Annotated in this window: 21 protein-coding genes; 6 read left to right on the forward strand and 15 right to left on the reverse strand. The window is 63.5% G+C overall.

Annotated elements, in window-relative coordinates:
• Genes ACREP4_RS11075 through ACREP4_RS11085 form a run of 3 tightly spaced genes read right to left on the reverse strand, consistent with a single transcriptional unit; the run spans position 1 to position 2,431 of the window.
• Positions 1–672 carry a type 4a pilus biogenesis protein PilO gene (locus ACREP4_RS11075; protein ID WP_431596238.1) on the reverse strand — a complete coding sequence of 224 codons (672 nt, stop codon included), beginning with the start codon at positions 670–672 and terminating at the stop codon, positions 1–3.
• Positions 669–1,373 (reverse strand): PilN domain-containing protein, encoded by a 705-nt coding sequence (locus ACREP4_RS11080; RefSeq protein ID WP_431596239.1) that lies wholly within the window; start codon positions 1,371–1,373, stop codon positions 669–671. Before ACREP4_RS11080 ends, ACREP4_RS11075 begins: the two co-directional genes overlap by 4 nt.
• On the reverse strand, positions 1,373–2,431 hold the full coding sequence (locus ACREP4_RS11085) for a pilus assembly protein PilM (protein ID WP_431596240.1): 1,059 nt from the start codon (positions 2,429–2,431) through the stop codon (positions 1,373–1,375). Before ACREP4_RS11085 ends, ACREP4_RS11080 begins: the two co-directional genes overlap by 1 nt.
• Before the next feature lie 214 nt (positions 2,432–2,645).
• Here ACREP4_RS11085 and ACREP4_RS11090 point away from each other — a divergent pair, with 214 nt between their 5' ends.
• Together ACREP4_RS11090 and ACREP4_RS11095 are read left to right on the forward strand one after the other, a co-directional pair.
• Complete coding sequence (locus ACREP4_RS11090; RefSeq protein WP_431596241.1) at positions 2,646–5,072, forward strand: penicillin-binding protein 1A; 2,427 nt, start codon at positions 2,646–2,648, stop codon at positions 5,070–5,072.
• A gap of 75 nt (positions 5,073–5,147) precedes the next feature.
• Positions 5,148–5,768 carry a hypothetical protein gene (locus tag ACREP4_RS11095; protein ID WP_431596242.1) on the forward strand — a complete coding sequence of 207 codons (621 nt, stop codon included), beginning with the start codon at positions 5,148–5,150 and terminating at the stop codon, positions 5,766–5,768.
• A gap of 554 nt (positions 5,769–6,322) precedes the next feature.
• Here the strand turns inward: ACREP4_RS11095 and ACREP4_RS11100 are convergent.
• From ACREP4_RS11100 to ACREP4_RS11130, 7 genes are all read right to left on the reverse strand, one after another.
• Complete coding sequence (locus ACREP4_RS11100; protein WP_431596243.1) at positions 6,323–7,597, reverse strand: citrate synthase; 1,275 nt, start codon at positions 7,595–7,597, stop codon at positions 6,323–6,325.
• A gap of 278 nt (positions 7,598–7,875) precedes the next feature.
• Positions 7,876–8,118: a type B 50S ribosomal protein L31 gene (locus ACREP4_RS11105; RefSeq protein ID WP_054667367.1), complete on the reverse strand. Its 243-nt coding sequence runs from the start codon at positions 8,116–8,118 to the stop codon at positions 7,876–7,878.
• An 86-nt stretch (positions 8,119–8,204) separates the two neighbouring features.
• Positions 8,205–9,140 carry a nucleoside hydrolase gene (locus ACREP4_RS11110; protein WP_431596244.1) on the reverse strand — a complete coding sequence of 312 codons (936 nt, stop codon included), beginning with the start codon at positions 9,138–9,140 and terminating at the stop codon, positions 8,205–8,207.
• A gap of 64 nt (positions 9,141–9,204) precedes the next feature.
• Positions 9,205–11,310: an ATP-dependent DNA helicase RecG gene (gene recG / locus ACREP4_RS11115; RefSeq protein ID WP_431596245.1), complete on the reverse strand. Its 2,106-nt coding sequence runs from the start codon at positions 11,308–11,310 to the stop codon at positions 9,205–9,207.
• Positions 11,311–11,659: 349 nt separating this feature from the next.
• Positions 11,660–14,110, reverse strand: a complete 2,451-nt coding sequence (locus ACREP4_RS11120; RefSeq protein WP_431596246.1) for a TonB-dependent receptor — start codon at positions 14,108–14,110, stop codon at positions 11,660–11,662.
• 33 nt (positions 14,111–14,143) lie between these two features.
• Complete coding sequence (locus ACREP4_RS11125; RefSeq protein ID WP_431596247.1) at positions 14,144–15,331, reverse strand: SO2930 family diheme c-type cytochrome; 1,188 nt, start codon at positions 15,329–15,331, stop codon at positions 14,144–14,146.
• 9 nt (positions 15,332–15,340) lie between these two features.
• On the reverse strand, positions 15,341–16,573 hold the full coding sequence (locus tag ACREP4_RS11130; protein ID WP_431596248.1) for a parallel beta-helix domain-containing protein: 1,233 nt from the start codon (positions 16,571–16,573) through the stop codon (positions 15,341–15,343).
• 121 nt (positions 16,574–16,694) lie between these two features.
• Here ACREP4_RS11130 and ACREP4_RS11135 point away from each other — a divergent pair, with 121 nt between their 5' ends.
• The gene (locus ACREP4_RS11135; RefSeq protein ID WP_431596249.1) at positions 16,695–17,735 is read left to right on the forward strand and encodes an AraC family transcriptional regulator; all 1,041 of its coding nucleotides are present in this window, start codon (positions 16,695–16,697) and stop codon (positions 17,733–17,735) included.
• A gap of 4 nt (positions 17,736–17,739) precedes the next feature.
• Here ACREP4_RS11135 and ACREP4_RS11140 read toward each other — a convergent pair whose 3' ends face one another.
• The 5 genes from ACREP4_RS11140 to ACREP4_RS11160 all read right to left on the reverse strand — a co-directional run bounded on the left by ACREP4_RS11140 (position 17,740) and on the right by ACREP4_RS11160 (position 23,059).
• Positions 17,740–18,123, reverse strand: coding sequence for a RidA family protein (locus ACREP4_RS11140; RefSeq protein ID WP_431596250.1), 384 nt, complete (start codon positions 18,121–18,123; stop codon positions 17,740–17,742).
• Positions 18,124–18,481: 358 nt separating this feature from the next.
• The gene (locus tag ACREP4_RS11145) at positions 18,482–20,644 is read right to left on the reverse strand and encodes a RelA/SpoT family protein (RefSeq protein ID WP_431596251.1); all 2,163 of its coding nucleotides are present in this window, start codon (positions 20,642–20,644) and stop codon (positions 18,482–18,484) included.
• Positions 20,645–20,751: 107 nt separating this feature from the next.
• Positions 20,752–21,051, reverse strand: a complete 300-nt coding sequence (gene rpoZ / locus ACREP4_RS11150; protein WP_269792051.1) for a DNA-directed RNA polymerase subunit omega — start codon at positions 21,049–21,051, stop codon at positions 20,752–20,754.
• A gap of 111 nt (positions 21,052–21,162) precedes the next feature.
• Positions 21,163–21,795 carry a guanylate kinase gene (gene gmk / locus ACREP4_RS11155; protein WP_431596252.1) on the reverse strand — a complete coding sequence of 211 codons (633 nt, stop codon included), beginning with the start codon at positions 21,793–21,795 and terminating at the stop codon, positions 21,163–21,165.
• Between the two features lie 403 nt (positions 21,796–22,198).
• Complete coding sequence (locus ACREP4_RS11160) at positions 22,199–23,059, reverse strand: YicC/YloC family endoribonuclease (protein ID WP_431596253.1); 861 nt, start codon at positions 23,057–23,059, stop codon at positions 22,199–22,201.
• Between the two features lie 109 nt (positions 23,060–23,168).
• On the opposite strand from ACREP4_RS11160, the gene rph reads away from it, so the two are divergent.
• From rph to rdgB, 3 genes are read left to right on the forward strand one after another with little or no spacing between them, the layout of a single operon-like run.
• Positions 23,169–23,897, forward strand: a complete 729-nt coding sequence (gene rph / locus ACREP4_RS11165) for a ribonuclease PH (protein ID WP_431596254.1) — start codon at positions 23,169–23,171, stop codon at positions 23,895–23,897.
• On the forward strand, positions 23,894–24,283 hold the full coding sequence (locus ACREP4_RS11170) for a VOC family protein (protein WP_431596255.1): 390 nt from the start codon (positions 23,894–23,896) through the stop codon (positions 24,281–24,283). The genes rph and ACREP4_RS11170 overlap by 4 nt, the downstream gene beginning before the upstream one ends.
• Positions 24,280–24,879: an RdgB/HAM1 family non-canonical purine NTP pyrophosphatase gene (gene rdgB / locus ACREP4_RS11175; RefSeq protein WP_431596256.1), complete on the forward strand. Its 600-nt coding sequence runs from the start codon at positions 24,280–24,282 to the stop codon at positions 24,877–24,879. The genes ACREP4_RS11170 and rdgB overlap by 4 nt, the downstream gene beginning before the upstream one ends.
• Position 24,880 lies beyond the last annotated feature (1 nt).

A 24,880-nucleotide genomic window follows, 5' to 3' on the forward strand; every position in this document is an offset into this window, starting at 1 on the left:
TTACTTGCCTCCCTTCTTCTCAGCGAGCTTCGCCGCTTCGGCCAATTTTTCCTGGTCCTCCAACTCGGTGTCATCCAAGTAGCGGTAGGTTTTGACCGTGCCAGACAACTCCAGCGCACCGCCGCGGGCGATCACACCCTTGGGGTCCTTCGGCTTGAGGTTGATGTCGTGCATGGTGAGGATCACCACGCGCGGCAGCGATGCCACACCGCTGACGAAGGCGCCGAATTGGTGATAACTGCCCACCAGACGCAAGGCGATCGGCTTCTCGGCGTAGAACTCCTTCAGCGATTCGGCACCGGGCTGGAACAACTCGTTGTTCAGGCCACTGGACAGCGCCGTCTGCGAGACGTCGATGATCAGGTCCGGCATCTCGGTTTTGCTGGGCAACTGGCGCAGCATCTGCTGCAACACCTGCTCCATCTGCGCGAGCTGCTGCTTCAACGGCTCCAGGTTGGCGGCGCGTTGCTGCTCGTTGGAGAACTCCTGACGCAGGCTGGTTTCCTTGCTTTCCAGCGATTCCAGGTCATTCATCTGACCGCGAACCACCAGCAGGAACGACAGCACCACGATCAACAAAGCCAGCAGCGCGCAGAAGACCATCTTGGCCTTCTGTGGCCAATTGCCGATGTTGTTGAAATCCAGTTCTTTGGCGTTGAATTTCTTGCTCACGAGCGAGCCTCCTTCGGCGCGGCTGCCGCCGGCTCCGCTGCTGCCTTGGGTGCTTCGGGCGTGGCCGGAGCGGCCGCTGCGGGTTCGACAATGGCAGCGGCATCTTCAGTAGCGGCCTGCTGAGCAGCGTTTTCACCCGGTGCCGGCAACTTCACCCGCAGCGTGAACACGTAGGGCAGCGACTTGATGTCCATCGCCGCACCGCCGGGTTCCTGCGCCTTGGCTTCGATGATCGAAAGCTCCGGGCTGCTCATCCAGCCAGACCCTTCCAAATTGCGCATGTAGGTACTGACGCGCGCATTGGACTGGGTGCGACCTTCCAGCGTGAGGATTTCGCCTTCCTGCTTGAGCGCGGTGAGCACAACGCCATCGGGGATGGTGCGCACCAGCGAGTCGAACAGATGCACCATCTGCGAACGCTTGCCCTGCAGTTCTTCGATCACCGCCTTGCGGGCGAGCAGACGTGCTTTCTGCTTGTCCAGGCGTTCGATTTCCTTGTTCTGTTCCTTGACCTTGGCAATTTCCGCCTCAAGGAACGCATTGCGGTCGTTCTGGCCGCTGATCTGCTGGCTGTAGTAGAACCACAGCAGGCCCGACAGGATCACACCCGCCAACGCCGCAAACCCCAACATGCCGTAGAACTCGCGCTGCCGCTGTTTGCGGCGCTCTTCGCGCCACGGCAGAAGATTGATCCGTGCCATCAGTCAAACCCCCTCATGGCCAGACCCGTTGCGATCATCAGCGCCGGAGCATCCTGAGCAAGCGCGTGTGCCTGCACCTTCGGTCCCAGCGTCATCTGTGCCAACGGATTGGCCACCGACGTCGCCACACCCAGCTGCTCTTCGACCATCGTCGGCAGCCCCGCCAAGGCAGCGCAGCCGCCGGCCAGGACAATGTGATCAACGCGGTTGAACTCGCTGCCAGCATAGAAGAACTGCAACAGGCGGCTGATCTGCTGCACCGTTGCTTCCTTGAACGGCTCCAGCACCTCGACCTCGTAGCTTTCCGGCAACCCACCCTGTCGCTTGGCCAGGCCAGCTTCTTCGTAGCTCAAGCCGTAACGGCGCATCACTTCATCGGTGAGCTGCTTGCCGCCAAAGACCTGCTCGCGGCTGTAAAGGCTACGGCCACCGCGCAGGACATTGAGCGTGGTCATGGTCGCGCCGATATCCACCAGCGCCACTACCGAGTCGCTGGCCACGGGCAATTCACTGGCCACGAGCGCGAAGGCGTTCTCGACCGCGAATGCTTCCACGTCCATCACCTTGGCAACCAGACCGCCAAGTTCCAATGCTGACTGGCGCAGCTCGACGTTTTCCGAACGCGACGCAGCCAACAGCACCTGCACCATTTCCGGGTTATTGGGCACCAGCCCGAGCACTTCAAAATCGAGGTTCACTTCCTCGATCGGATACGGGATGTAGTTCACCGCCTCCAGCTCGACCTGCGCTTCCATGTCGTTATCGTCCAGGTCTGCCGGCATCGGGATCACCTTGGTGATCACCGCTGAACCGGCCACTGCAGCCGCTGCATTCTTGGCCTTGCTGCCAGAACGCGCTACGGCGCGGCGGATGGCCTCCCCGACCGCCTCGACCTCGACAATGTTCTTTTCTACTACCGCATTAGGCGGAAGCGGTTCCACGGCGTAATGTTCCACGCGAAACCGATTCCCTGTGCGGGAAAGCTGAAGCAGCTTGACCGCAGTCGAGCTGATGTCGACACCAATGATTGGCGTCTGACTTTTTGGGATAAGCCCCACGGTTTCTCCCCTGCCGACGGGCACTTGGACGCACTTGTTGCGCCCGCGCATTAATAACTGAATTTCAGCAGTTGGCAACCGTTCAGAGCACGAGACGCGATACGCATCACGCCCTGTGGCGGCTCCCTTCTACTCTCCCCAGGATCCGGCCCCAGCCGTTCCCCTGCGTAATCTATACTCTGCGGCCACAAAATCCGCAATTGGGAACTTCTGGATGTCACGTTTCCGTCGCTGGCTTCGCTGGCTGCTGGCCATCTTTGTCGCCCTGGCTCTGGTGGGTGCGATTGCCGCAGGCTCGCTCTATTACGTTGTCTCTTCCAAACTTCCTGACGTACAGGCCCTGCGCGATGTTGAGCTGCAGGAACCCATGTATGTCTATGACAGCGAAGGGAAATTGATGGCGGTGTTCGGCGAGACCCGGCGCTACCCCGTCCAGATGAAGGATGTCCCCGAGCGCTTGAAGCAGGCGTTCCTCGCCACCGAGGACGCCCGCTTCTACGAACATGACGGCGTCGATTACAAAGGCGTAGGCCGCGCAATCTGGTTGTTGGCCACCACCGATGCCAAGCGCGTGCCGGGCGGTTCGACCATCACCCAGCAGGTCGCGCGCCAATTTTTTCTCAGTTCCGAATACAGCTACACCCGCAAGGTGGCTGAAATCCTGCTCGCTCGTAAGATCGAAAAAGAACTGAGCAAGGATGAGATTTTCGAGCTGTATTTGAACAAGAGCTTCTTCGGCAACCGCGCCTACGGCGTGGGCGCTGCCGCCGAGTATTACTACGGCAAGAAGCTCAACGAGCTGGATCTGGACGAAATGGCCTCGCTGGCCGGCATTCCCAAATTTCCCTCCAGCGGCAACCCGATCAGCAACCCCGAGCGCGCGCGCCAGCGCCGTGACAATTACGTCCTGCAGCGCATGGCGGAACTGAATTTCATCACCCAGGCCGAGGCCGACGCTGCCAAGGCCGTGCCAATGCACGCCACACCGCATGAGCCGCCGGTGGAGATCTACGCGCCGTATGTCGCCGAAATGGTGCGCCAGGAGATGATCGCCAAGTACGGCGGCGACGTGCTCAACAAGGGTTATCACGTCACCACCACCATCAACGGCGCCCTGCAGGACGCAGCCAATACGGCGGTCCGTGACGGCCTGATCCTGTACGACCATCGCCACGGCTGGCACGGCGTGGAGCAGCATTTCGATGTCACTGCGGACGCCGATGCCACCGCATTGGCGCGACATATCGCCAGCATTCCGACCCAGGCTGGCCTGCAGCCGGCGGTGGTCTCGGCCACGCACGCCGATGGCAGCATCACCGTGGTGTTGGCTGACCGCAGCGAGCTGGTGTTGCCGGTGAGTGCCAGCCGTTGGACCAACCGTTCGCCGGCCAAGCTCGTCACCCGTGGCGACATGATCCGCATCCGCGCCGGCGCCAAGGAAGGTGAGTGGTTGATCGACCAGATTCCGCGCGGCCAAGGCGCGTTGGTCTCGATGGATGCCGAAACCGGCGCGCTGCGCGCACTGGTCGGCGGCTTCAGCTTTGCCGGCAACAAGTTCAACCGCGCCACCCAGGCCCGCCGCCAGCCCGGCTCCAGCTTCAAGCCGTTTGTGTATGCGGCCGCATTCGACAAGGGCTTCAACCCGGCTTCGATCGTGCTGGATGCGCCGGTGGTGTTCCGCGACCGTCGTGGCAAGACCTGGCAGCCGCAGAACGATGGCGGCGGCTTCCGTGGCCCGATGCGCCTGCGCGAAGCGCTGGTGCAGTCGCGCAACTTGGTGTCGGTGCGCCTGCTGGACAGCATCGGCGTGGATTACGCACGCAAGTACATCAGCGAATTTGGCTTCCAGGAGGCCGAGTTGCCGCCGAACCTGTCGATGTCACTGGGCACCGCCTCGCTGACGCCGCTGTCGGTTGCGCGCGGCTATGCCGTGTTCGCCAACGGTGGCTCGCGCGTGGACACCTGGCTGATTGACGAGGTCAAGGACCGCGACGGCACCGTCATCTTCAAGGAAAACCCCGCCCTGGCCTGCCGCGGTTGCGGCGGCGCAACTGGCACCGGCACCACGCCGGTCAACCAGGTGGTGGACGGCTTCAACTTCGGCGCCGAAACCAAGCCAGCGCCTGCCAAGCCCGAATCAAGCCCGGAAGCCATTGAACCGGCCAAGCCGATCAATCCGGATGCCCGCATCGCCCCGCGCGCCATCGACGAACGCACCGCGTACCAGCTGGTGTCGATGATGCGTGACGTGGTCCAGCGCGGCACCGGCGCACAAGCCAAGGTGCTGGGCCGCGAAGACGTCGGCGGCAAAACCGGCTCGACCAACGACCATCGCGACGCATGGTTCTCGGGCTTTGGCGGGCCGCTGGCAACCACCGTGTGGGTGGGCCGCGATGACTTCCGCTCGCTGGGTTACCGCGAATACGGCGGCAAGGCAGCGCTGCCGATCTGGATCGACTACATGCGCGCCGCATTGAAGGATGCGCCGATCGCCAAGAACGATCCGCCGTCGGGCATGGTCGAAGCCACCCTCAACGGCGCCACCGAGTGGGTCAAGACGGAAGATCTGGAGCGCGTGCAGGAGTTCGATTTCGAGCAGCACCAGCAGCAGGCGGACGACGCTGCGTTCGACATTTTCTAAGCACGACTGACAGGCGGCGGGACGCAGCGCCCGCCGTCTGCCTACAATCGGCCCGCACCCCCGGGAAGCTGACCGATGCCATCTACACCGCACGCCGTCCAACGCAACGCTCGTGGCCGCCAGCGCATCGCCCAGGAGGCCGCTCGGCTGATCGCTGAAAGCGGCATCCAGGATTTCGAGCACGCGCGCCGCAAGGCCGCTGCACGGTTGGGCATTCGTGAAGAATCACTGTGGCCGCGCCTGGCCGATGTCGAGCAGGCACTGCGTGAACACCAGCGCCTGTTCGCTTCCACCCGCCAGCCCGGCGCGTTGCAGATGCGGCGCGAATCAGCGGTGCAGGCAATGCAGTTCCTGCAGGCATTCCAACCGCGACTGAGCGGTCCAGTGCTGACCGGCGTGGCCGGCGACACAAGCGCGGTCATTCTGCACCTGCATTGCGATGACGCCGAGGCGGTGCATCACTTCCTGCACGACCAGCGCATTCCTGCCGAAGCACGCGCGTGGTCGCTGCAATTGGCCGGCCACCCGACGAAGCAGCATTTCCCCGGCTGCGAATTCGCCGCGGACGGGATTGCGTTTGAATTGGTGATCCTGCCCGAAGTCGCATTGCGACAACCACCGGTATCCAGTGACGACGGCAAACCCCTGCCGCGCGCAACGCTGGCGCAGGTGCGGCAGTTGTTGCTGGGGCCGTAATGGGAATTTGGAATCCCGCGCTACCCGACTGCCCGTAGGAGCGGCTTGAGCCGCGAAACTGATGAAGGGACCGACGCAGATGCAGATCGCAACGCCGCACTCTGCAATTGCAGGTATTCGACATGCCGGGTGAAACACCAGCTTCGCGGCTCAAGCCGCTCCTACCACTGACAGATGTCGCAGCCAGATTCACGCCGTGGCGAGGAGAACGTCGATGCACCTGCGAGGCGGAGATACGCCACCAAGCACGCATGGATCAGCGGCGCGGCACAGCGAGTGTGGCAACTGACACCAAAACCCCAGTTGCTCCGCTGCGCACCCCCGCCGCGCTCAGACGATCCCCGATTCCCCAACGCACAGCGCAGCCGCTTACCCCAATACTGGACAAAAATTCACCACCCTTCGCAAAGCGATGCAGCACAAGCCCTGCGAGCGCTTATCCACAGCTTGTGTAAGCTGCCCCGCACAGGCTGTGTGGATAGCGCACAAACAAAAAGCCCCGCCGAAGCGGGGCTCTGCAGCAATGATTTCAGCGTATCGCTACGCCGGCAGCATTACTTGTAGTCGCGCACGTCGTGGCCGGTATAGACCTGACGCGGACGGCCGATCTTCATTTCCGGATCAACCTGCTGTTCCAGCCAATGCGACACCCAACCTGCGGTGCGGCCCAGCGCGAACATCACGGTGAACATTTCGGTCGGAATGTTCAGCGCCTTGTAGATGATGCCGCTGTAGAAATCGACGTTCGGATAGAGCTTGCGGGCGACGAAGTAGTCGTCCTGCAGCGCAGCCTGTTCCAGCTTGACGGCGACATCGAGCAGCGGATCAGCAACACCCAACTGCTCCAGCACCTGCTTGGTCATCTCACCGATGACCTTGGCGCGCGGGTCGAAGTTCTTGTAGACGCGGTGGCCGAAGCCCATCAGGCGGAAGCCCGAGGTCTTGTCCTTGGCCTTGAGCACGGCGGACTCGACGTTGTCGGCCGAACCGATCTCTTCCAGCATCTTCAGCACGGCTTCGTTGGCACCGCCATGCGCCGGGCCCCACAGCGCGGTCACGCCAGCGGCGACCGAAGCGTACGGGTTGGCGCCGGTGGAACCGACCAGACGCACGGTCGAGGTCGAGGCGTTCTGCTCGTGATCGGCGTGCAGGATGAACAGCAGATCCAGCGCCTTGACCACGTCCTTGTTCAAGTCGTACTTGCCATCGGCCGACTCGAAGGTCTGCTTCAGGAAGCGGCTGACGTAATCCAGCGAGGTATCCGGCGTGTTGGCCGGCAGGCCTGCGCCGTGACGGTAGATCAGTGCGGACAGGGTCGGCACCTTGGCGATCAGGCGCACAGCCGCCTGACGGCGCTGCTCGGCATCGGACAGATCCAGCGAGTCGTGGTACTTGGCCGACAGCTGCGCGATCGAGGCAGCCAGGATCGCCATCGGATGCGCATCCTTGGCGAAGCTGCCGATCAGCGTATTGATCGAATCATCGACGCCGGCTTCGGCGGTCAACTCAGCCTCGAAGGCCTTCAGCTGCTCGGCGTTCGGACGCTCGCCGTTGATCAGCAGGTAGGCAACTTCGACGAAGCTGGACTTGTCGGCCAGCTGTTCAATCGGGTAACCGCGATACAGCAGCACGCCGTTGTCGCCATCGATGTAGGTGATGGCCGACTTGCAGCTTGCGGTGGCGGTGTAGCCAGAGTCGTAGGTGAAGAGACCGGTTTCCTTGGTCAGCTTCGAGATATCGACACAGTTATTGCCCAGAACGGGTTTGACGACAGGCAGAACGACCGACGTGTCGCCGGCGTTGAGCGTGACCTGATCAAGATCGGACACAGTGTGCGCTCCTCAAGTGGAAGGCGCCTGTCCAGACAGAGAGGTGATGGGCAGACGCATGAATGAAATCCGCAGTTTTCCACCGCGGTACGCGCCATTATCGCACAGCAACATTTCCAGATTGCGAAGACGAAAGTCTTATAGATTGCGTACCAGTGCGACACAGCGTCGCAACCGTAGCCGGCAATGGTTGGAAATGATTCAGATTTATTGCAGATGGCACAAAACAACGGCCGCGAAAATCGCGGCCGTTGTTCTTGCAGTCAACGACAGCTCTATTAGCGCGCGTAGCGCTTCTGGAACTTGTCGATACGACCGCTGGTATCGATGACCTTGTGCTTGCCCGTATAGAACGGATGCGAAGCCGAAGAAATTTCCACCTTGATCAGCGGATACTCTTCGCCATCTTCCCACTTGACCGTGTCTTTGGAGGACATGGTCGAACGGGTCAGGAACTTGAAATCGGAAGTGACGTCATGAAACACGACGTTATGGTAATCAGGATGGATATCGGCCTTCATGGGCTCGCACCGTATGGGCTGGTGGTCAAGAGCGGCATTATAGTCCCGGCCTGCGCAGGAAGGCAAGCCGGGATTTCAGCGGGGCCTCAGAGCCCCAATGCGCCGCGCACCTGGGCCTCGAACCGCCCCTGGTCGTAGCCGATCAACAAAGTGGTGTTGTCCGGCGCGCCGGTCTGGCGGTTCCAGTCCACCACGGTGGCGCCTCGGCTGCGGTTGCCGGTCAGTTCAATCGACAACGGGCGCTGCTCGACATGGATGCCGCCTTCCGGCTGCAAGGCCCAGGCCATCGCCAAGGCATCGGCGGCGTACCAGTACTCGCCACGGCTGTCTTCGGACCACAAGCGGGTCTTGCGCGAGATCAGCTCGTAGAAACGCGCCTTGTCGGTATCGGCGGCCAGCCACTGCTCCACATCGCGATGCATCAGGCCGTGGGCGATGGTGGCTTCCCAGTCGGCGACTTCGGTGTGCGGGAACGCGGTGAACACAATGTGTGCCGCTTCCGGATCGAAGGCGATGTTGAACTCGGCGACCGGGGTGATGTTGCCGTGGCCGTTGATCGCCCCGCCCATCACCAGGAAACGCTTCACCCGCTGCGGCAGGGTCGGATCGAGCTTGAGCGCCAGCGCGACATTGGTCAGCGGGCCGAGCGCGACCAGCATCAACTCGCCGGCATGCACATGCGACAGGCGCAGGATCGCCAGTGCGGCGTGCTCGGCTTCGGCCGTGCGTGCGCTCGGCGCCAGGTCCACGTCGCCGAAACCATCGCGGCCGTGCACATGTGCCGCGTCTTCGGCCGGATAGACGAGCGGATCGGCGGTGCCGGCGAACACCGGCACATCGTCACGGCCGGCGACCTCGCACAACTTCAATGCGTTGCGCACGGTGTAGTCCAGCCCGACGTTGCCCGCCGCCACCGTCAACCCGACCACGTCATGGCGTTCGTCGGCAAAGGCCATCAACAGCGCCAATGCATCGTCAACGCCCGGATCGGTATCAATCAGCAACGGTATCTTCTTGCTCATCTTCTGCTTCACTCTGGTTGGCAAGGGAGTCTGTCATCTCAACCATGACAGTGGAAGCACACGATCAGGCCGATGCGTATCGCACCGCGCCACCAATCCAGCGACGGACGATGCGGTCGGCCAACTCCGGCGCTTCATTCAGCAACTGCTCGGACAAGGCATGCACCGCCGGCAGCATGCCAGCGTCGCGCGCCAGATCGGCCACGCGGAATTCCGCCAAACCGGTCTGTCGCGTGCCCAACAGTTCGCCGGGACCGCGCAATTCCAGATCTTTCTCCGCGATCAAGAAACCGTCGGAGGTATGCCGCATGGTTTCCAGCCGCTCGCGCGCCATGTTCGACAACGGCGCCTGATACATCAGCACGCAGCTGGATGCGGTGGCACCACGACCGACGCGCCCGCGCAACTGATGCAGTTGGGCCAGGCCGAGGCGCTCGGCGTTTTCGATGATCATCAACGAGGCGTTGGGCACATCCACGCCGACTTCGATGACGGTGGTGGCGACCAGCAGATCGGTCTGCGCGGATTTGAACGACTGCATCGCCGATTGTTTTTCGGCAGCCTTCATGCGCCCGTGCACCAAGCCGATGCGCAGCTCCGGCAGCTGCGCGGACAGCGCTTCAAAGGTGTTCTGTGCGGCGGTGGCGACGACTTCGTCGCTTTCGTCGATCAGGGTGCACACCCAGTACACCTGCCGGCCTTGCTGGCAGGCCACGCGGATGCGCTCGACCAGTTCCGGGCGACGTTCGGCACTGATGACGATGGTCTGCACCGGCGTGCGCCCTGGCGGCAGCTCGTCGATGGCTGATACGTCGAGATCGGAATACGCGGCCATGGCCAGCGTGCGCGGAATCGGCGTGGCGGTCATCACCAATTGATGCGGCACGATGCCGGCGCTTGCCCCCTTGTCGCGCAACGCCAAGCGCTGGTGCACGCCGAAGCGGTGTTGCTCATCAACGATGGCCAGCGCCAGGTCGTTGAACACCACCGCTTCCTGCATCAATGCGTGCGTGCCGACCACTACCTGCGCATGACCGGACGCGATCTCTTCCAGCACCTTGCTGCGCGCCTTGCCGGTGACCTTGCCGGCCAGCCAGGTCACGCGCACGCCCAGCGGCTCCAACCACGCGCGTAGGTTGAGCAGATGCTGCTCGGCCAGCAGTTCGGTGGGCGCGGCCAGCGCGACCTGCTTGCCGCGCTCCACGGCCAACATGCCGGCCAGGGCGGCGACCACAGTCTTGCCGGAGCCGACGTCGCCCTGCACCAGCCGCAGCATGGGATGCGCGCGTGCCAGGTCCTTGCGGATTTCGTCGAACACGCGCTGCTGCGCGCCAGTGAGCTTGAACGGCAGCGAATCGAGCAGGGCTTTCACCAAGCCATCGCGACCGCGCAAGGACGGCGCGCGGTGCTGCTGCAGAGCAATGCGCTGACGGCGCAGGCTCAGGTGATGGGCAAGCAGTTCTTCCATTGCCAGGCGCTGCTGCGCCGGATGCATGCCGGCCGACAGCGCGGCGGTGTCGGCGCCGGCCGGCGGGCGGTGCATGGTCAGCATCGCGTCGCGCAATGACGGCAGTTGCAGGTCGGCCAGCATCGCCGGCGGTAGCAGCTCCAGCGTCGCTGCGTCCGGCAGCCGATCCAGCGCTTGGCTGATCAACTTGCGCAGGCTGGCCGGGCCGATGCCCTCCACGGCCGGATAGATCGGATCGAGCACGTCGCCCAGCCCGGCATCTTCGCCGTCGCCCAACACGCGGTAGCTGGGATGCACGATTTCCAAGCCGTGCTGGCCCGGTCGCGGTGTGCCGTAGCAGCGCAGACGCGTGCCCACCGCGAATTGCGCGACCTGCGCGGAGCGGAAATGGAAAAAGCGCAGCACCAGCGTGGCGCCGGAATCGTCGCTCACCGCCACGCGCAGCATGGGGCGATAGCGGAAGCCGCGCTCCACCGCTTCGACGCGGCCTTCGACCTGCGCGGCCATGCCGGCTTTCAGGGCGCGGATCGGCAGCAGCGTTGTGCGGTCTTCGTAACGCAGCGGCAGATGCAGCCACAGATCCTGCAAGGTGGTCAGGCCACGCGCTTCCAGTTTGGCGGCCACCCGGGGGCCGACGCCTGCCAGATGGCTGAGCGGTTCGGCAGAGAGATCAAGGGAAACGGCATCACGGCGGGCAGACATGCGACAAGGATGCCGTCATGAGCGCAAAACAGAAACCCCGACGCCCGCAGACGCCGGGGTTTCCTCTCCCCAACGGTGTTGAAAGTCTGAGGTTTACGCCGGTTGGGGTTGGCTCCGAAAGGCCTGCGTCTCCCCTCTGTGCCCCAGCCTTTGCGCCAGCGCACTCGAACCAGTGTTCGCAGGCTGCCGCACGCGTCCTGCGAACTGAAGCGCCTCTGAGCGCCTCGCCAGAAACTTCAACGGCTGCCCTCACCCCAACCCCTCTCCCGCATGCGGGAGAGGGGCTTCAAGACCTCAAGACCTCAAGACTTCAAGACTTCAAGGCTTCAAGGCCTCAAGGCTTTGAGCGTTAGAACTTCACGGTCATTTCCAAACCGTAGGTGCGCGGGTCGGTGATGGTGGCGCCGACGACGCCCAGCGGGGCGCGGCCGTAGGTGTTGAGGCCGCGCACGTACTGGTTGTCGAACACGTTGTTGCCGTACACCGCCCAGTTCCACAAACCCTGCGGCGAGGTCCAGCTGATGCGCAGGTCGGTGCGTTCGCGTGCTTCGCCGATGTTCAGCAGTTTGCTCACACCGCAATCGCCCTGCAGATCGGAGCCGGAGTTGCAGCGGGTGCGTCCGCGATAGGCATGACGGGCCGACAGACGCAGCGCGCCGTTGTCGCCCAGCTCCACCTGGTAGGTCGCGCCTGCCGAGGCACTGAAGCGCGGTTCGCCGGTCGGCGCGCCATCCAGATCAACGCCTTCCGGAGTGACGTAGTTCTTGAACTTGGAATCGATCCACTCCGCCTGCGCGTCCAGGCTGAAGGCATCCGTGACTTTCCAACGCATGTCGAAGTCGATACCGGTTGCCTCCAGATCACCGGTGTCGAACACGTAACGCGGGATGTCCACCGGATTGTTCGGATCCGGATCGATCAAGCGGATCGACTGCCGGTTGTCATAGCGGTAATGGAACAGCGAAGCGTTGTACGAAAAGCGATCGAACGCCTGCTTGATGCCCATTTCCACGTTCCAGACATCTTCGTTCTCGAACGCCGGGCCGATCTGCAAGGCATTGAAGCCACCGGCCTTGTAGCCCTTGGCCAGCGAGGCGAACACCATGGTGTCGTCGTTGAAGTGGTAGTCAATGACGAAGCGCGGGCTCCAGTCGCTCCAGCTTTTCTTGTCGCGCACCTTCTGGCCCTTGTTGATCATGGCCGGCGGATCGATGAAGGCCATGTCGAAGGTAAGCAGTTCGCGGGTGATCGGAATGCCCATGCTTTCCAGCGCCTGGAAGAAGCCCAGCGCTTCCAGCGTGCCCAGCTTTGCCTCCAGGCCGGGCGCGTTGCGGGGCGTGTTGAGCCAGCTGAAGTCCTTTTCGTCGCGTGTGTAACGCAGGCCGAACGTCAGGTTGAGGCGGTCGGTGGCTTTCCAGATGACATCGCCGAATGCCGCATACGACGTGGTTGCCAGCGTATTGGTGAAGCGCTCGTTCCACTTTTCGCCAACCAGCGAAATCGGAATGCCGTTCATCTGCGCCAGCATCGAGGTGAAGTTGAACAGGCTGCCATCGGGCACGCCCAGCTGATAGGCCACGCCCATGTTGCGGATGATGTTGTCCACCGCTTCGGTATTGGTGTTGACCTCGCTGGTCTGGTCGGCGTCTTCCTTGAAGTAACTGACGCCGCCCACCCAGTCGATATGCTCATTGCTGCCGGTGAATTTGAACTCCTGATAGAGCGTCTTGTTGCGCTCGGTGTTGACCGAATCCACATACAGGTCGAAGCGGTTGGTCGCATCTTCCTCAGTGTGATTGGTGGAGTCGTACTGGCGCCATGAGGTGGTCGAGGTCAGATTGCCCCAGCTCAGCGCGTGATCGACGATCAGGTTGATGCCGTCGAACGTGCGCCATTCGGCGCTGTCGGTATCGCTGAAGGTGGGCGTCTTGCGCGGATCGAGAAAATCGTCCGAGTTCGCCGGCACGGTCGGCCGTTGCGGGTACGGCGGCAACGCGACGATGCCGGTGGTGACACGGCCATTCTGATCGAGGCTTTCGTGATCCCAGCTGACATACGCGGTGGTGTTGTCACCGAAAGTCACCTGCCAGGCCGCGCGCGTGGCCCACACGTTGTCACCGCCCAGGTCCTTGCCGGTGGCGCCGTCCTGGAACCAACCGTCGCTGGTGTTGATCAAGGCGTTGAAGCGCAGCGCGGAATGATCGCCGGTGGGAATGTTCCACATCGCATCGGCGTACTTCTTGCCGTAGTTGCCCACGCGCACGGTGGCGCGCGCTTCGGTTTCAGCCTGCGGCCGGCGCGTCACCAGCGAGATCGCACCCGCTGCGGTATTGCGGCCAAACAAGGTGCCCTGCGGGCCCTTCAACACTTCGATGCGCTCGACATCGACGAACGGCAACAGCACGCCGCCACCGCGACCGCCATAGACGCCGTCAACGAAGATGCCGACTGCCGGATCGGTGCCGATGCCGAAGTCGCTGGTCTCCACGCCGCGCAGGCGGAAGGAAGGCTGCGTTGGCTGCGTCGCGTCGATTTCCAGACCCGGCACGAATGCGGCGATATCGCCGAGATTCTCTGCCGCCACGTCACTGAGCAGGCTCTGGTCCAGCACCTGCAGCGCAATGGGCACATCCTTGAGTTCCTGCTCACGGCTCTGCGCGGTGACGGTGATCCGGTCAAGGTTGGTCGCCGCATCCTCCGTGGCCGACTGCGCCACTGCGGTTCCGCTCGCCCCCAACACCATCAGCCCGGCAATCGCCCGCTGCAACCCTGTTACCAGACTCCGTTGTTTCACTCGCATCGCCTCTCTCCCAAAGCAGTGGGTGAAACCGGCTCAGATCGCCGGCGGCCCCGTCTTGTTGACCGGCACCGCGCCGGCCGTCGTATCGCAACTTCCTTCCAGCGCATTGATCCATTGCCGGATCAGCGCCACACCCTCTTTGTGAACGACCGCCCTGCCCACCTCCGGCATCATCACCGCCGGATCATCGCTGTCCATGCGGTAGGCAATGATCGACGCATCGGCGTCACCGGGCAGGACGTCATACAAACGATTGCCGGTGCCCTTGCCTGCCGCGATCGGCTGTTTGCACAGGCCGAGTTTGAGGTGGTCATTGGTCGGCGCATCCAGCCACAAGCCGGAGGTGATCGCCGGGCCGGTGCGGCTATGGCAATGCCCGCAGTTCACATCCAGGTACGCGCGTGCCCGTGCGTCCAGCGGTGCATTCGGATCCGTGGCATCGGCCATGTGCGGCACCTGCGCCGCTGCGGGCAGGCCGGTGAGATAGCCCACCCGCACCAGATGCGCCAATTGGTTTTCGCGGCCATCGGCGTAATCAAATTCGCGATTGAGATGGCGCGCCTTCGGCCCGATCGGCAACAGCTTGCGCGAGCGGTTGTCGGTGACATGACACCCGGCGCATTGGTTCTGGTCCGGCACCTGGTACGAGAACGCTTCGCGCGCGCCGGCGTCATCCACCAGTTCCAACTCCACCGTTTCACCGCTGCGCTTAAGCGTGGCAGCGGTCTGCTCCCGGTTCCACACATACGGCAGGGCGACCCAGCCTTCCTTGCGATGGACCAGCAGCCGGGTTTCGATCAGATGCACCTTCGACAACTCAAGGCTTTCGCCCTGCAGCACCGAGTGCGATGGCGGCGTGCGCGCGACCGACTTCCCATCCGCCGCGCCGCCCGCCGGCAGCGGGTAATAGAAGGTCTTGCTAAGAATGGTGCCGACCGGGAAATCCAGCGCATGCTCTGGCTGGTAACCGGCCGCCTGACCCTTCGGCATCCACACCGTGCGCAGCTTGTGCGCGTAATCGCTGAACAGCGGCGTGTTCAAGTCATACGGCACCACGCCTTCGTTGAGTTGCAGCTTGCCGCCGTCGATGCGCAGCACATGCCACTCGTCCAGCGTCGGCGGTTGCCCGTCGGCGAAGAAATGCACCTGCGGCTTGCCACAACCGGCCAGTGCCAACAGCAGCCCGGCCAATGTCCCCAACCGCACCATCACCTTCTGCATGCTCAGCCCTTAACCACGTTTGAGGTCGATGGCCGGCAGACGCGGCAACTCGCAATCGAACGGCTTGGCGTCCTTGCTTGGATTCTTGTACCCGCCCGGGCCGTCGGCGTTGATCACGCCACTGATGTTGCGCAGGCAGATCTGCGGGCCAACCTTGGCCCCATCAACCATGCGCTCCTTGTTGAAGTAGCCATCCCACAGCACGTCCGGGAAATTGCCGGTCAAGCCGTACATCGCCACTTTCAGCGCTTTCAGGTCAAAGCCATCGGGTGAATCACCGCCACCGGACAAGGTGTTGTTGTGGACGTAGATGCGTTCCGGGTACGGGTCGAAATTGGGCGAGGCGCTGCTGTCCTTGTAGCCGGTGGAGTACACGCTGGAAATGATGATGTTGGTGGTCGCGTTGTCGCGCACTTCGTTGTCGAAGATCTCGATGTCATCGTTGGAATTGATGACGATGCCCGACCCGGCCGGCACGCTGGCCACCGGCGTGCCCTTGGCGCCGAAATTGGCGTGATTGTTGGCGATGACCTTGTTGTTGAACACGCGGATGTTGGCGCCTTGCTGCGACAAACCCGGCATGTTGAACACCAGGATGCCGCCGGTATTGCCAGTGGCCACGTTGTCGTAGACATCGGCATTGCGGGTATTTTCCACCTCGATGCCGGCCACGTTCTGCTCGGCGCGACTGTTGCGCACGATCACTCCGTCAGACTGGCCCACATAAATGCCGGCGTCGGAGGCACCGATGGAAATGGTGTTTTCAATCAAGACATTCTTGGTCAGCACCGGGTAGATGCCGTAAGCACCATTCTTGGTGCTGGGGCCGCCGGTCCACTGCACCTTGATGCCGCGGATGGTGATGTGCTCGGACTCGCTGATCTTCAGCCCGTCGCCCTTGGAGTCCTCGATGGTGAGGTTCTCGATGGTGAAGTTGTCACCGTTGACCAGCAGCCCCTCGGCGCCGGCCTTCTGCCCCTTGAAGCTGAGCACGGTCTTGTCCATGCCGGCACCGCGGATGGTCACGCCATCGGCGCGCAGGCTCAGGCTGCGCTCGAACTGATGTTTGCCGGCCGGGATCTCGATCACGTCGCCCGGCTTGGCGTCGAGCAGGCGTTCCTGCAGCGTGGCCGCAAATGCCCCGTCCGCCGCGGCGACCTGCGGGGCCTGGGCCTGCTTCTGGCAACCGGCCGCCAACACGCTCAATGTGGCGACAACCGCCAAGGTAATGCTGCGCTGCATGAATCCTCTCCCCATACGCCTGCAGATGGTGGAATGCAGTCTGGGCTTCAGGAAGTGTTCACGCGAAGGGCAGGAACGGCATACTTGGGGGGGTAAAGCGGACAAGCTGGAGGGAGCTTTGATGCATCGCAAATCAGGGAATGGCGACAGGCTGTCCATCGCCAACATCCCAACCAACATGCTATGCGGGCTGCTGCTGCTCGCCACCGAGTGCAACGTCAACAGCGAGAGCTGGTTGACGGGGCAACGCTTGAGCGTCGAACAACTCAACGATCCGCTGACCCGCATTTCCTACCGGCAAGCCATCGAAGTAATCCGCCGCGCCCTGCCCGCCATGCCCATCGACGGCGTCGGCCTGGCGATGGGCGGTAACCAGAACGGCGGCAACTTCGGCCTGCTGGGGCTGGCGATGAAAACCGCACGCACCTTTGGCGATGCGGTGCGGATCGGCCTGGACTACCAGCGCAATCTTGGTCCGTTGATGACGCTATGCCTGGAAGAGCAGGACGAGCAGACGTTGACCGTGGTTGCCACCGCGCCGGAGGAAGCACACGACCTGCTGCCGTTTTTGTGCGAGGAAATGTTCTCCAGCATCCTGATGCTCGGCCGTGAACTGGCCGGCGACACCTTCAGCCCATTGCGGCTGGAGCTGGGCTATCCGGCACCCGCGCATGCAGAGAAGTACCGCGCCTTGTTCCGCTGTGACATCCGCTTCGAGCAACCGCGTCACGCGATGGTGCTGGACCGGCATTGGATGGACCTGCCGTTCGCCAGCTACAACCCGGTGACGTCGCAACAGGCCTTGTCGCTGTGCCGCGCGCAGTTGGCGACGCTGTCATCGCGTGGCGAAACCACCGCCGCCGTCGAACGATTGCTGCGTCCGCAGCTGCGCGACAACCCGCAGATGAATGACGTGGCGCTGGCCCTGCACCTGAGCGAACGCACCCTGCGCCGGCAGTTGGCCGACGAGGAAACCAGCTTCACGGAAGTGCATGACCGCGTGCGCAGCGAACGTGCACTGGAGTTGCTGCAAGATCCCGACGTGGCCATTGCGGCCATCGGCAGTCAACTGGGTTTCAACGACGCGCGCGAGTTCAGGCGCGCGTACAAACGCTGGACCGGACAGACGCCGAGCGAAACCCGGCGTCATCTGGCCCAGTGACCGATCAGTCGAGGATCATCACCGCGTCGACTTCAAACGCCGCGCCCTTCGGCAGGCCCGACACTTCAATCGTCGAACGGGCCGGGAACGGTGCCTGGAAATATTCCTGCATCACCGCGTTGACCTTGGCGAACTCGCCCAGGTCGGTCAGGTACAGGCCCAGGCGCACGATCTTGTCCAGCGAACCGCCGGCTTCTTCGGCCACAGCCTTGAGGTTGTCGAACGCACGACGGGCCTGGTCGGCCACATCGCCGGCGACGATGTCGCCGGTGGCCGGGTCCAGCGGAATCTGGCCGGAGAAATACACGGTGTTGCCGGCGCGCACGGCCTGCGAGTACGGGCCGATGGCAGCCGGGGCGTTGGCGGTGTTGATGATCTGACGGGACATGGACAGCTCCACTGGGAAAAAGGGCCGGCCATTGTAACGCCCGCCCTTGGCAGCGGCCGCCACCCAATCGCACCGTTCACGCACCTGGACAAACTTTCACCAGCACCTGAAGCGCCGCGCCGCGCAAGGGCCGGCAGGCCTTATCCACAGCTTCTTCGCGTGGTACCGCACATGGGTTGTGGAAAACCCGTGCAGCGGAGCCGCTCCCGCTGCAGGGGCGGCTTCAACCGCGAAGCTGGCCAAGGTTTCCAAGCTCAGGCACAACCGCAATGGCAGGCTGATCGAAGCCGGTCACCTCGCAGGCCTCGCGGCTGAAGCCGCTCCTACACTGCGGTCGCTTCTTTGTTGCGGCGCCGGCTTACTGCCGGCGTACCGCCTGCACCACCTGCAGCCTGCGCAGGCGGCGCATCACTTCAGCCAGGTGGTTACGGTCGCGGACCTGGATGTTGAAGCACAGCACCGCGGCGTTGAAATCGCGGTCCAGGTAATCCACCCGTTCGATATTGGAATGGCTCTGCGCGATGGCCGCGGCCAACTGCGCCAGCACGCCGGTGCCGTTCTCCACTTCCACCACCAACGCGGTGTCGTAGTCGCCGACCACGCTGGTGTCCCACCCAATCGGCACCCAGCGGTCCGGCGTCTTGCGCAGCTCGGCCAGGTTCGGGCAATCCGTCCGGTGCACCACGATGCCCTTGCCGGCGGTGTGGTATCCCATGATGTCGTCGCCGGGAATCGGCTGACAACAATTCGCGAAGCTGACCACGCCGCGCTCGCTGCCGTTGATCAGGATCTTCTCCTGCATGCGACTGGTGTGGCCGTTGCCACCACGCAGTTCGGCATAGGCCATCAGCGCCTGCGCTGCCTGTGTCGGCATCCAGTTGCCCAGCGCCACGTCGGCCAGGAAGGCTTCCAGGCGCGGATAACGGTGCTCGTTGAGGAACGCATCCAGACGCCCCTTCGGCAGCCGTTCGATGGAGCTGTCCATCGCTTCCAGCGCGCGGTCGAGCATGCTGTGGCCCAGCTGCACGGCGTCTTCGTGTTCAAGCTGTTTGAGCTGGTGGCGGATGGCGGTGCGTGCCTTGCTGCTGACCACGAACTCCAGCCACTGCGGCTTGGGCGAGGCCGAGCGCGCGGTGATGATCTCCACGCTCTGCCCGCTCACCAGACGCGTGCGCAGCGGCACCAGCTTCTTGTCCACGCGCGACGCCACGGCGCGGTTGCCCACGTCGGTATGCACGGCATAGGCGAAATCCAGCGCGGTGGAATTGCGCGGCAACGCAAGGATCTTGCCCTTCGGCGTGAACAGGTAAACCTCGTCCGGGAACAGATCGACCTTGACGTTGTCCAGGAACTCCAGCGACGAGCCCGCGGTGCGCTGCGAGTCGATCAGGTCCACGATCCACGCATGCGCGCGGCTCTGCGCGCTGTTGGGCGTGTCGCCGCCGAACTTGTAGGTCCAGTGCGCGGCCACGCCGCGTTCGGCGATGAGGTCCATTTCCTCGGTGCGGATCTGCACTTCAATCGGCGAACCGTACGGCCCGAACAGCACCGTGTGCAGTGACTGGTAACCGTTGGCCTTGGGAATGGCGATGAAGTCGCGGAAGCGTCCGTCCAGCGGCTTGAACGTGGCATGCACCGCGCCCAGCGCGTGATAACAGTTGGGCACGTTGCGCACGACCAGGCGGAAGCCGAAGACATCCATCACCTGGTCGAAGCTTTTGTTCTCCTCGTGCATCTTGGTGTAGATGCTCCAGGGTGTCTTGATGCGGCTGATCAGGCGGTGTTCCAGCCCTTCGCGCGCCAGCCGTTGCGACAACTGCACTTCCACCTGCGCCATCGATTCACGCCGCACCACCGGCTGGCTGCGGATGTGTTTTTCGAGAATGGCGTGGCGCCACGGATACAGCGCGCGGAAGCCCAGGTTCTGCAACTCGGACTTGATCAGGTTCATGCCCAGCCGCTGGGCGATGGGCGCGTAGATATCCAGCGTTTCCAGCGCGATGCGGCGCCGCGCTTCGGCACTCTGCGCACCCAGCGTGCGCATGTTGTGCAGGCGGTCGGCCAGCTTGATCATGATCACGCGCAGGTCGCGCGACATCGCCAACAGCATCTTGCGGAAGCTTTCGGCCGCCGCTTCCTGGCGGTCACGGAACTTGAGCTTGTCCAGCTTGGTGACGCCGTCGACCAGATCGGCGACAGCCTGGCCGAACTCGCCGGCCAGTTCCTCGCCGGTGAGCGGCGTGTCTTCGATGGTGTCATGCAGGATCGCGGCAATCAGCGCTTCCACGTCCAGACCAAGCTCGGCCAGGATGCGCGCCACGGCGACCGGATGGGTGATGTAGGGCTCGCCGGACTTGCGGGTCTGGCCCGCGTGCGCAGACGCACCTACTTCCCAGGCGCGACGCAGCAACGGCAGCTGCTCGGCGGGCAGGTAGCTGGCTGCACGTTCAAGTTGGAGTACATAGTCAGGTACCGCCCCGCCCGCTGGCGTGGCTACCTGGGCGGTGGGGCCTGGGTTCATGCCGGAAGACTATGCCAGCAGACGTACTTCGGCAAACCCTACAACGCAGAACAGCCCGCACAAGGCGGGCTGTTCCAGATGTCCAGCGATACGATTGATCTAAACGATCACTCGTCGTTCTTGGACATGTCTTCGTCGGCAACCACTTCAGCGGCGGCCCATTCCAGCGCTTCACGCTCAACGCGCTCACGCTCGGCCTTCTCGACTTCTTCGATCAAGGTGTTGTCGATCTTGCGGGCAGCGATTTCGCGCAGCGCCAACACGGTCGGCTTGTCCTCGGTTTCGCTGTTGTCGATGGTCGCCTGGACACCATTGGCCAACTGGCGGGCGCGCTTGGACGCCATCATGACCAGCTCGAAACGGTTGTTAACGACTTCCAGACAATCTTCTACGGTAATGCGGGCCATGCGGGCTCCCGGCGACCTGTGCGGCCGCTCGAACGAATGAGGGAAAGGGGACGGATTGTAGGGGCTGGGCCGGTCGGAAATCAAGTTAACGCCTGAACAGCCCCTTGTGAATCAATCGCTTGCTTGGCTTTCAGGGTTCAACAGCGAGGCAATCAGCGGCGCATGACGCTGCTGCTGGGGCGCAAGACGCAGGCGGCTGGCCGCGAAAATCGAGCACATTTCGCCCACGGCGATGTCGAAATCCTCGTTGACGATGACGTAGTCAAACTCGTCGTAATGCAGCATTTCCTCGCGCGCGGCGGCCAGGCGCTGGGCCATCACGGCCTCACTGTCCTGCCCGCGCTTGCGCATGCGCTCGTCCAGCGCCTGTCGCGACGGCGGCAGGATGAAGACGCTGACCGCACCGGCCACCTTCTCGCGCACCTGCCGCGCGCCCTGCCAGTCGATCTCCAGCAGCACGTCCTTGCCCGAGGCCAGCTGCGGCTCGACCGACTGCCGGGCGGTGCCCTTCCAGTCGCCGTGCACCAGCGCGTGCTCGAAGAAGTCACCCGCCTCGATCATCCGCTCGAACTCTGCGGCGCTGACGAAGTGGTAGTGCTTGCCGTTCTCCTCGCCCGGCCGCATGGCCCGCGAAGTGAAGGAAATTGACAGGGAAATGTGCGGATCGCGCGCCAGCGTGGCGTTGACGATGCTGCTTTTGCCAGCCCCGGACGGGGCGGCGACGATGTAAAGAGTTCCGCGCATGGAACCGCTGAGCCACTTGAAATGGCAGCGAAGGATATCACGGGGCTGCGATGGGCCTGATTTGACTGGCAGCGGGTGTGGCGGGGGCATAGCAGGAAGCTGGGGAGCGCAGTCATGCCCGACCCGCTCTGCCTGGCTGCTGGCTGTTGGCTACTGGCTGCTGGCTGTGAGCGCGGCGACGGCCGAAAGGTGGACGCCAGCCCCTTCAGCAGACCCGAGCATTCATCCCTTCTCCCGCATGCGGGGGAAGGTGCCCGAAGGGCGGATGGGGGAAGCTTTGGGCTTTTGGGCTTTTGGGCTTTTGGGCTTTGGGAGCTAGAAGCTTCCCCTCACCCCAACCCCTCTCCCGCTTGCGGGAGAGGGGCTTTATTCCTGCGCGCGGGCAGCAACGCCCAGCACGCCCTCACTCGATGTTCTGCACCTGCTCGCGGATCTGGTCGATCAGCACTTTCAGTTCCACCGAGGCGTTGGAGGTGCGGCTGTCCACCGACTTGGAGCCCAGCGTGTTGGATTCGCGGTTGAACTCCTGCAGCAGGAAATCCAGACGACGGCCGACCGGCTCGCGCTGCTTGAGCACCCGGCGGATTTCACCGATGTGGCTGCTCAGACGGTCCAGTTCCTCGTCCACGTCCAGCTTCTGCAGCCACATCACCAGCTCCTGCTCGGCACGGCCGGGGTCCACCGGATGCGGCAGGTCGGCCAGGCGGGCGGCCAGCTTGGCGCGCTGGCCGTCGCGGATCACCGGAATCAGCTCGCGCACGTCCGCGGCGATGCGTTCGATACTGTCCACGCGCTCGCTGATGGCCGTGGCCAGCTTGTCGCCTTCACGCTCGCGGGACAGCACGAAGCCGTCGATCACCTCGTCCAGCAGCGCCATCGCCTCGGCCTGCAGGGCAACCGCGTCGGTGGAATCGGCACGCAGCACGCCCGGGTACTGCAGCAGATCGGTAAAACCGATGCGCATGCCGGGGAAGCGCGAGTGCAGGCGCAGGACCAGGTCACCCAGCTGTTCGACCAGCGCCTCGTTGACGTTCAGGCTTGCCGCTGCCTCGGGCACGCGCAGGCGCATGACCAGATCCAACTTGCCGCGACTGATCCGCCCGGCCACGCGTTCGCGCAGCTGCGGCTCCAGCGCGCGCAGTTCTTCCGGCAGCCGTACCCCTACTTCGAGGAAACGGTGGTTGACCGAGCGCATCTCGCAGCCGAGGGTGCCCCAGGGCGTGACACGTTCACCGCCGGCATAGGCAGTCATGCTTCGAATCATGTGGAATTCCGGTGCGTTGCAAAGGGCGAATGGTACCCTAGGCGCCCCCGGACGCTGGCCAATTGACCGCCCGGGCGCCCCCTGCACACCTTCGCAATCCGGACTATCCATGACCTTTTCCCGTCCCAGCGGCCGCCCGGCCGATCAGCTGCGTACCGTCACCATCGAACGCGCCTTCACCCGCCATGCCGAAGGCTCGGTGCTGGTGAGCTTCGGTGACACCCGCGTGCTGTGCAACGCCAGTATCGAAAACCGCGTGCCGGGTTTCCTGCGTGGCAAGGGCGAAGGCTGGGTAACCGCCGAATACGGCATGTTGCCGCGCGCCACCCACACCCGCTCGGACCGTGAAGCGGCGCGTGGCAAGCAGGGCGGTCGCACTCTGGAAATCCAGCGCCTGATCGGCCGCACCCTGCGCGCCTGCATCGACCGCAACGCACTGGGCGAACGCACCATCACCCTGGACTGCGACGTGCTGCAGGCCGATGGCGGCACCCGCACCGCCGCCATCACCGGCGCCTACGTTGCCCTGGTGGACGCAGTGAACGTGCTGCTCAAGCGGGGCGACATCAAGCGCAACCCGATCTTCGGCGCGGTCGCTGCGGTGTCGGTCGGCGTGTACAAGGGCGAGCCGGTGCTGGATCTGGATTACGCCGAAGACAGCGATTGCGATACCGACATGAATGTCGTGATGAACGACGGCGGCGGTTTCATCGAGCTGCAGGGCACCGCCGAAGGCCACGCCTTCCGTCGCGATGAACTGGACGCGCTGCTGGTGCTGGCCGAAAAGGGCATCCGCGAACTGTTCGACGCACAGCAGGCGGCACTGGCCAAGGCATGAGCCGGCGCATTGCCCTGGTCACACTGGTGGTGGCCGACTACGACGAAGCCATTGCCTGGTACACGGGCATGCTCGGCTTCCAGTTGTTGGACGACATCGACCAGGGCCGCAAACGCTGGGTGGTGGTCGGCCCGACCGACGGCAGCGCTGCGGCGCTGTTGTTGGCGCGCGCCAGTGATGAGGAACAACGCAGCCGCATCGGCAATCAGACCGGCGGCCGCGTTGGTTTCTTTCTGCATACCGATGATTTCTGGCGCGACCACGCGGCCATGACCGCACGCGGCGTCGTGTTTCTCGAAACCCCACGCGAAGAGCCCTACGCCACCGTTGCGGTGTTCCGCGACCTGTACGGCAACACCTGGGATCTGCTGGAGCCCAAGCAATGAAACTGGTACTGGCCAGCGGCAACGCCGGCAAATTGAAAGAACTGCAGGCCATGTTGGCCGACCTGCCGCTGCAGATCGTGGCGCAGGGTGAACTGGGCGTGGGCGATGTGCCGGAGACCGGCCTGACCTTCGTCGAGAACGCGCTGATCAAGGCACGTCATGCCTGCGAAGTCACCGGACTGCCGGCCTTGGCCGATGATTCCGGCCTGATCGTCGATGCACTGGACGGCGCGCCCGGCCTGTACAGCGCGCGCTATGCCGGCAGCCCGACCAACGATGCCGCCAACAACGCCAAACTGCTCGATGCGTTGCGTGACGTGCCGGCCGAGCGCCGCACTGCCCGCTTCCATGCGGTGATCGTACTGCTGCGCCATGCCAACGATCCGCAACCGCTGATCTGCGAAGGCAGCTGGGAAGGCCGCATCATCGACGAACTGCGCGGCAGCAATGGCTTCGGCTACAACCCGGTGTTCCTGGACGAGGAACTGGGCCTGACCGCCGCGCAGATGGAACCGGAACAGAAGAACGGCCGCAGCCACCGCGCCAAGGCGCTGCAGTTGCTGCTGCAGCAGCTGTCCCATCAGTTGGCACGCTGAG

Origin of the sequence: Stenotrophomonas sp. (assembly GCF_050737575.1) — a bacterium.
Taxonomy (GTDB): Bacteria; Pseudomonadota; Gammaproteobacteria; order Xanthomonadales; family Xanthomonadaceae; genus Stenotrophomonas.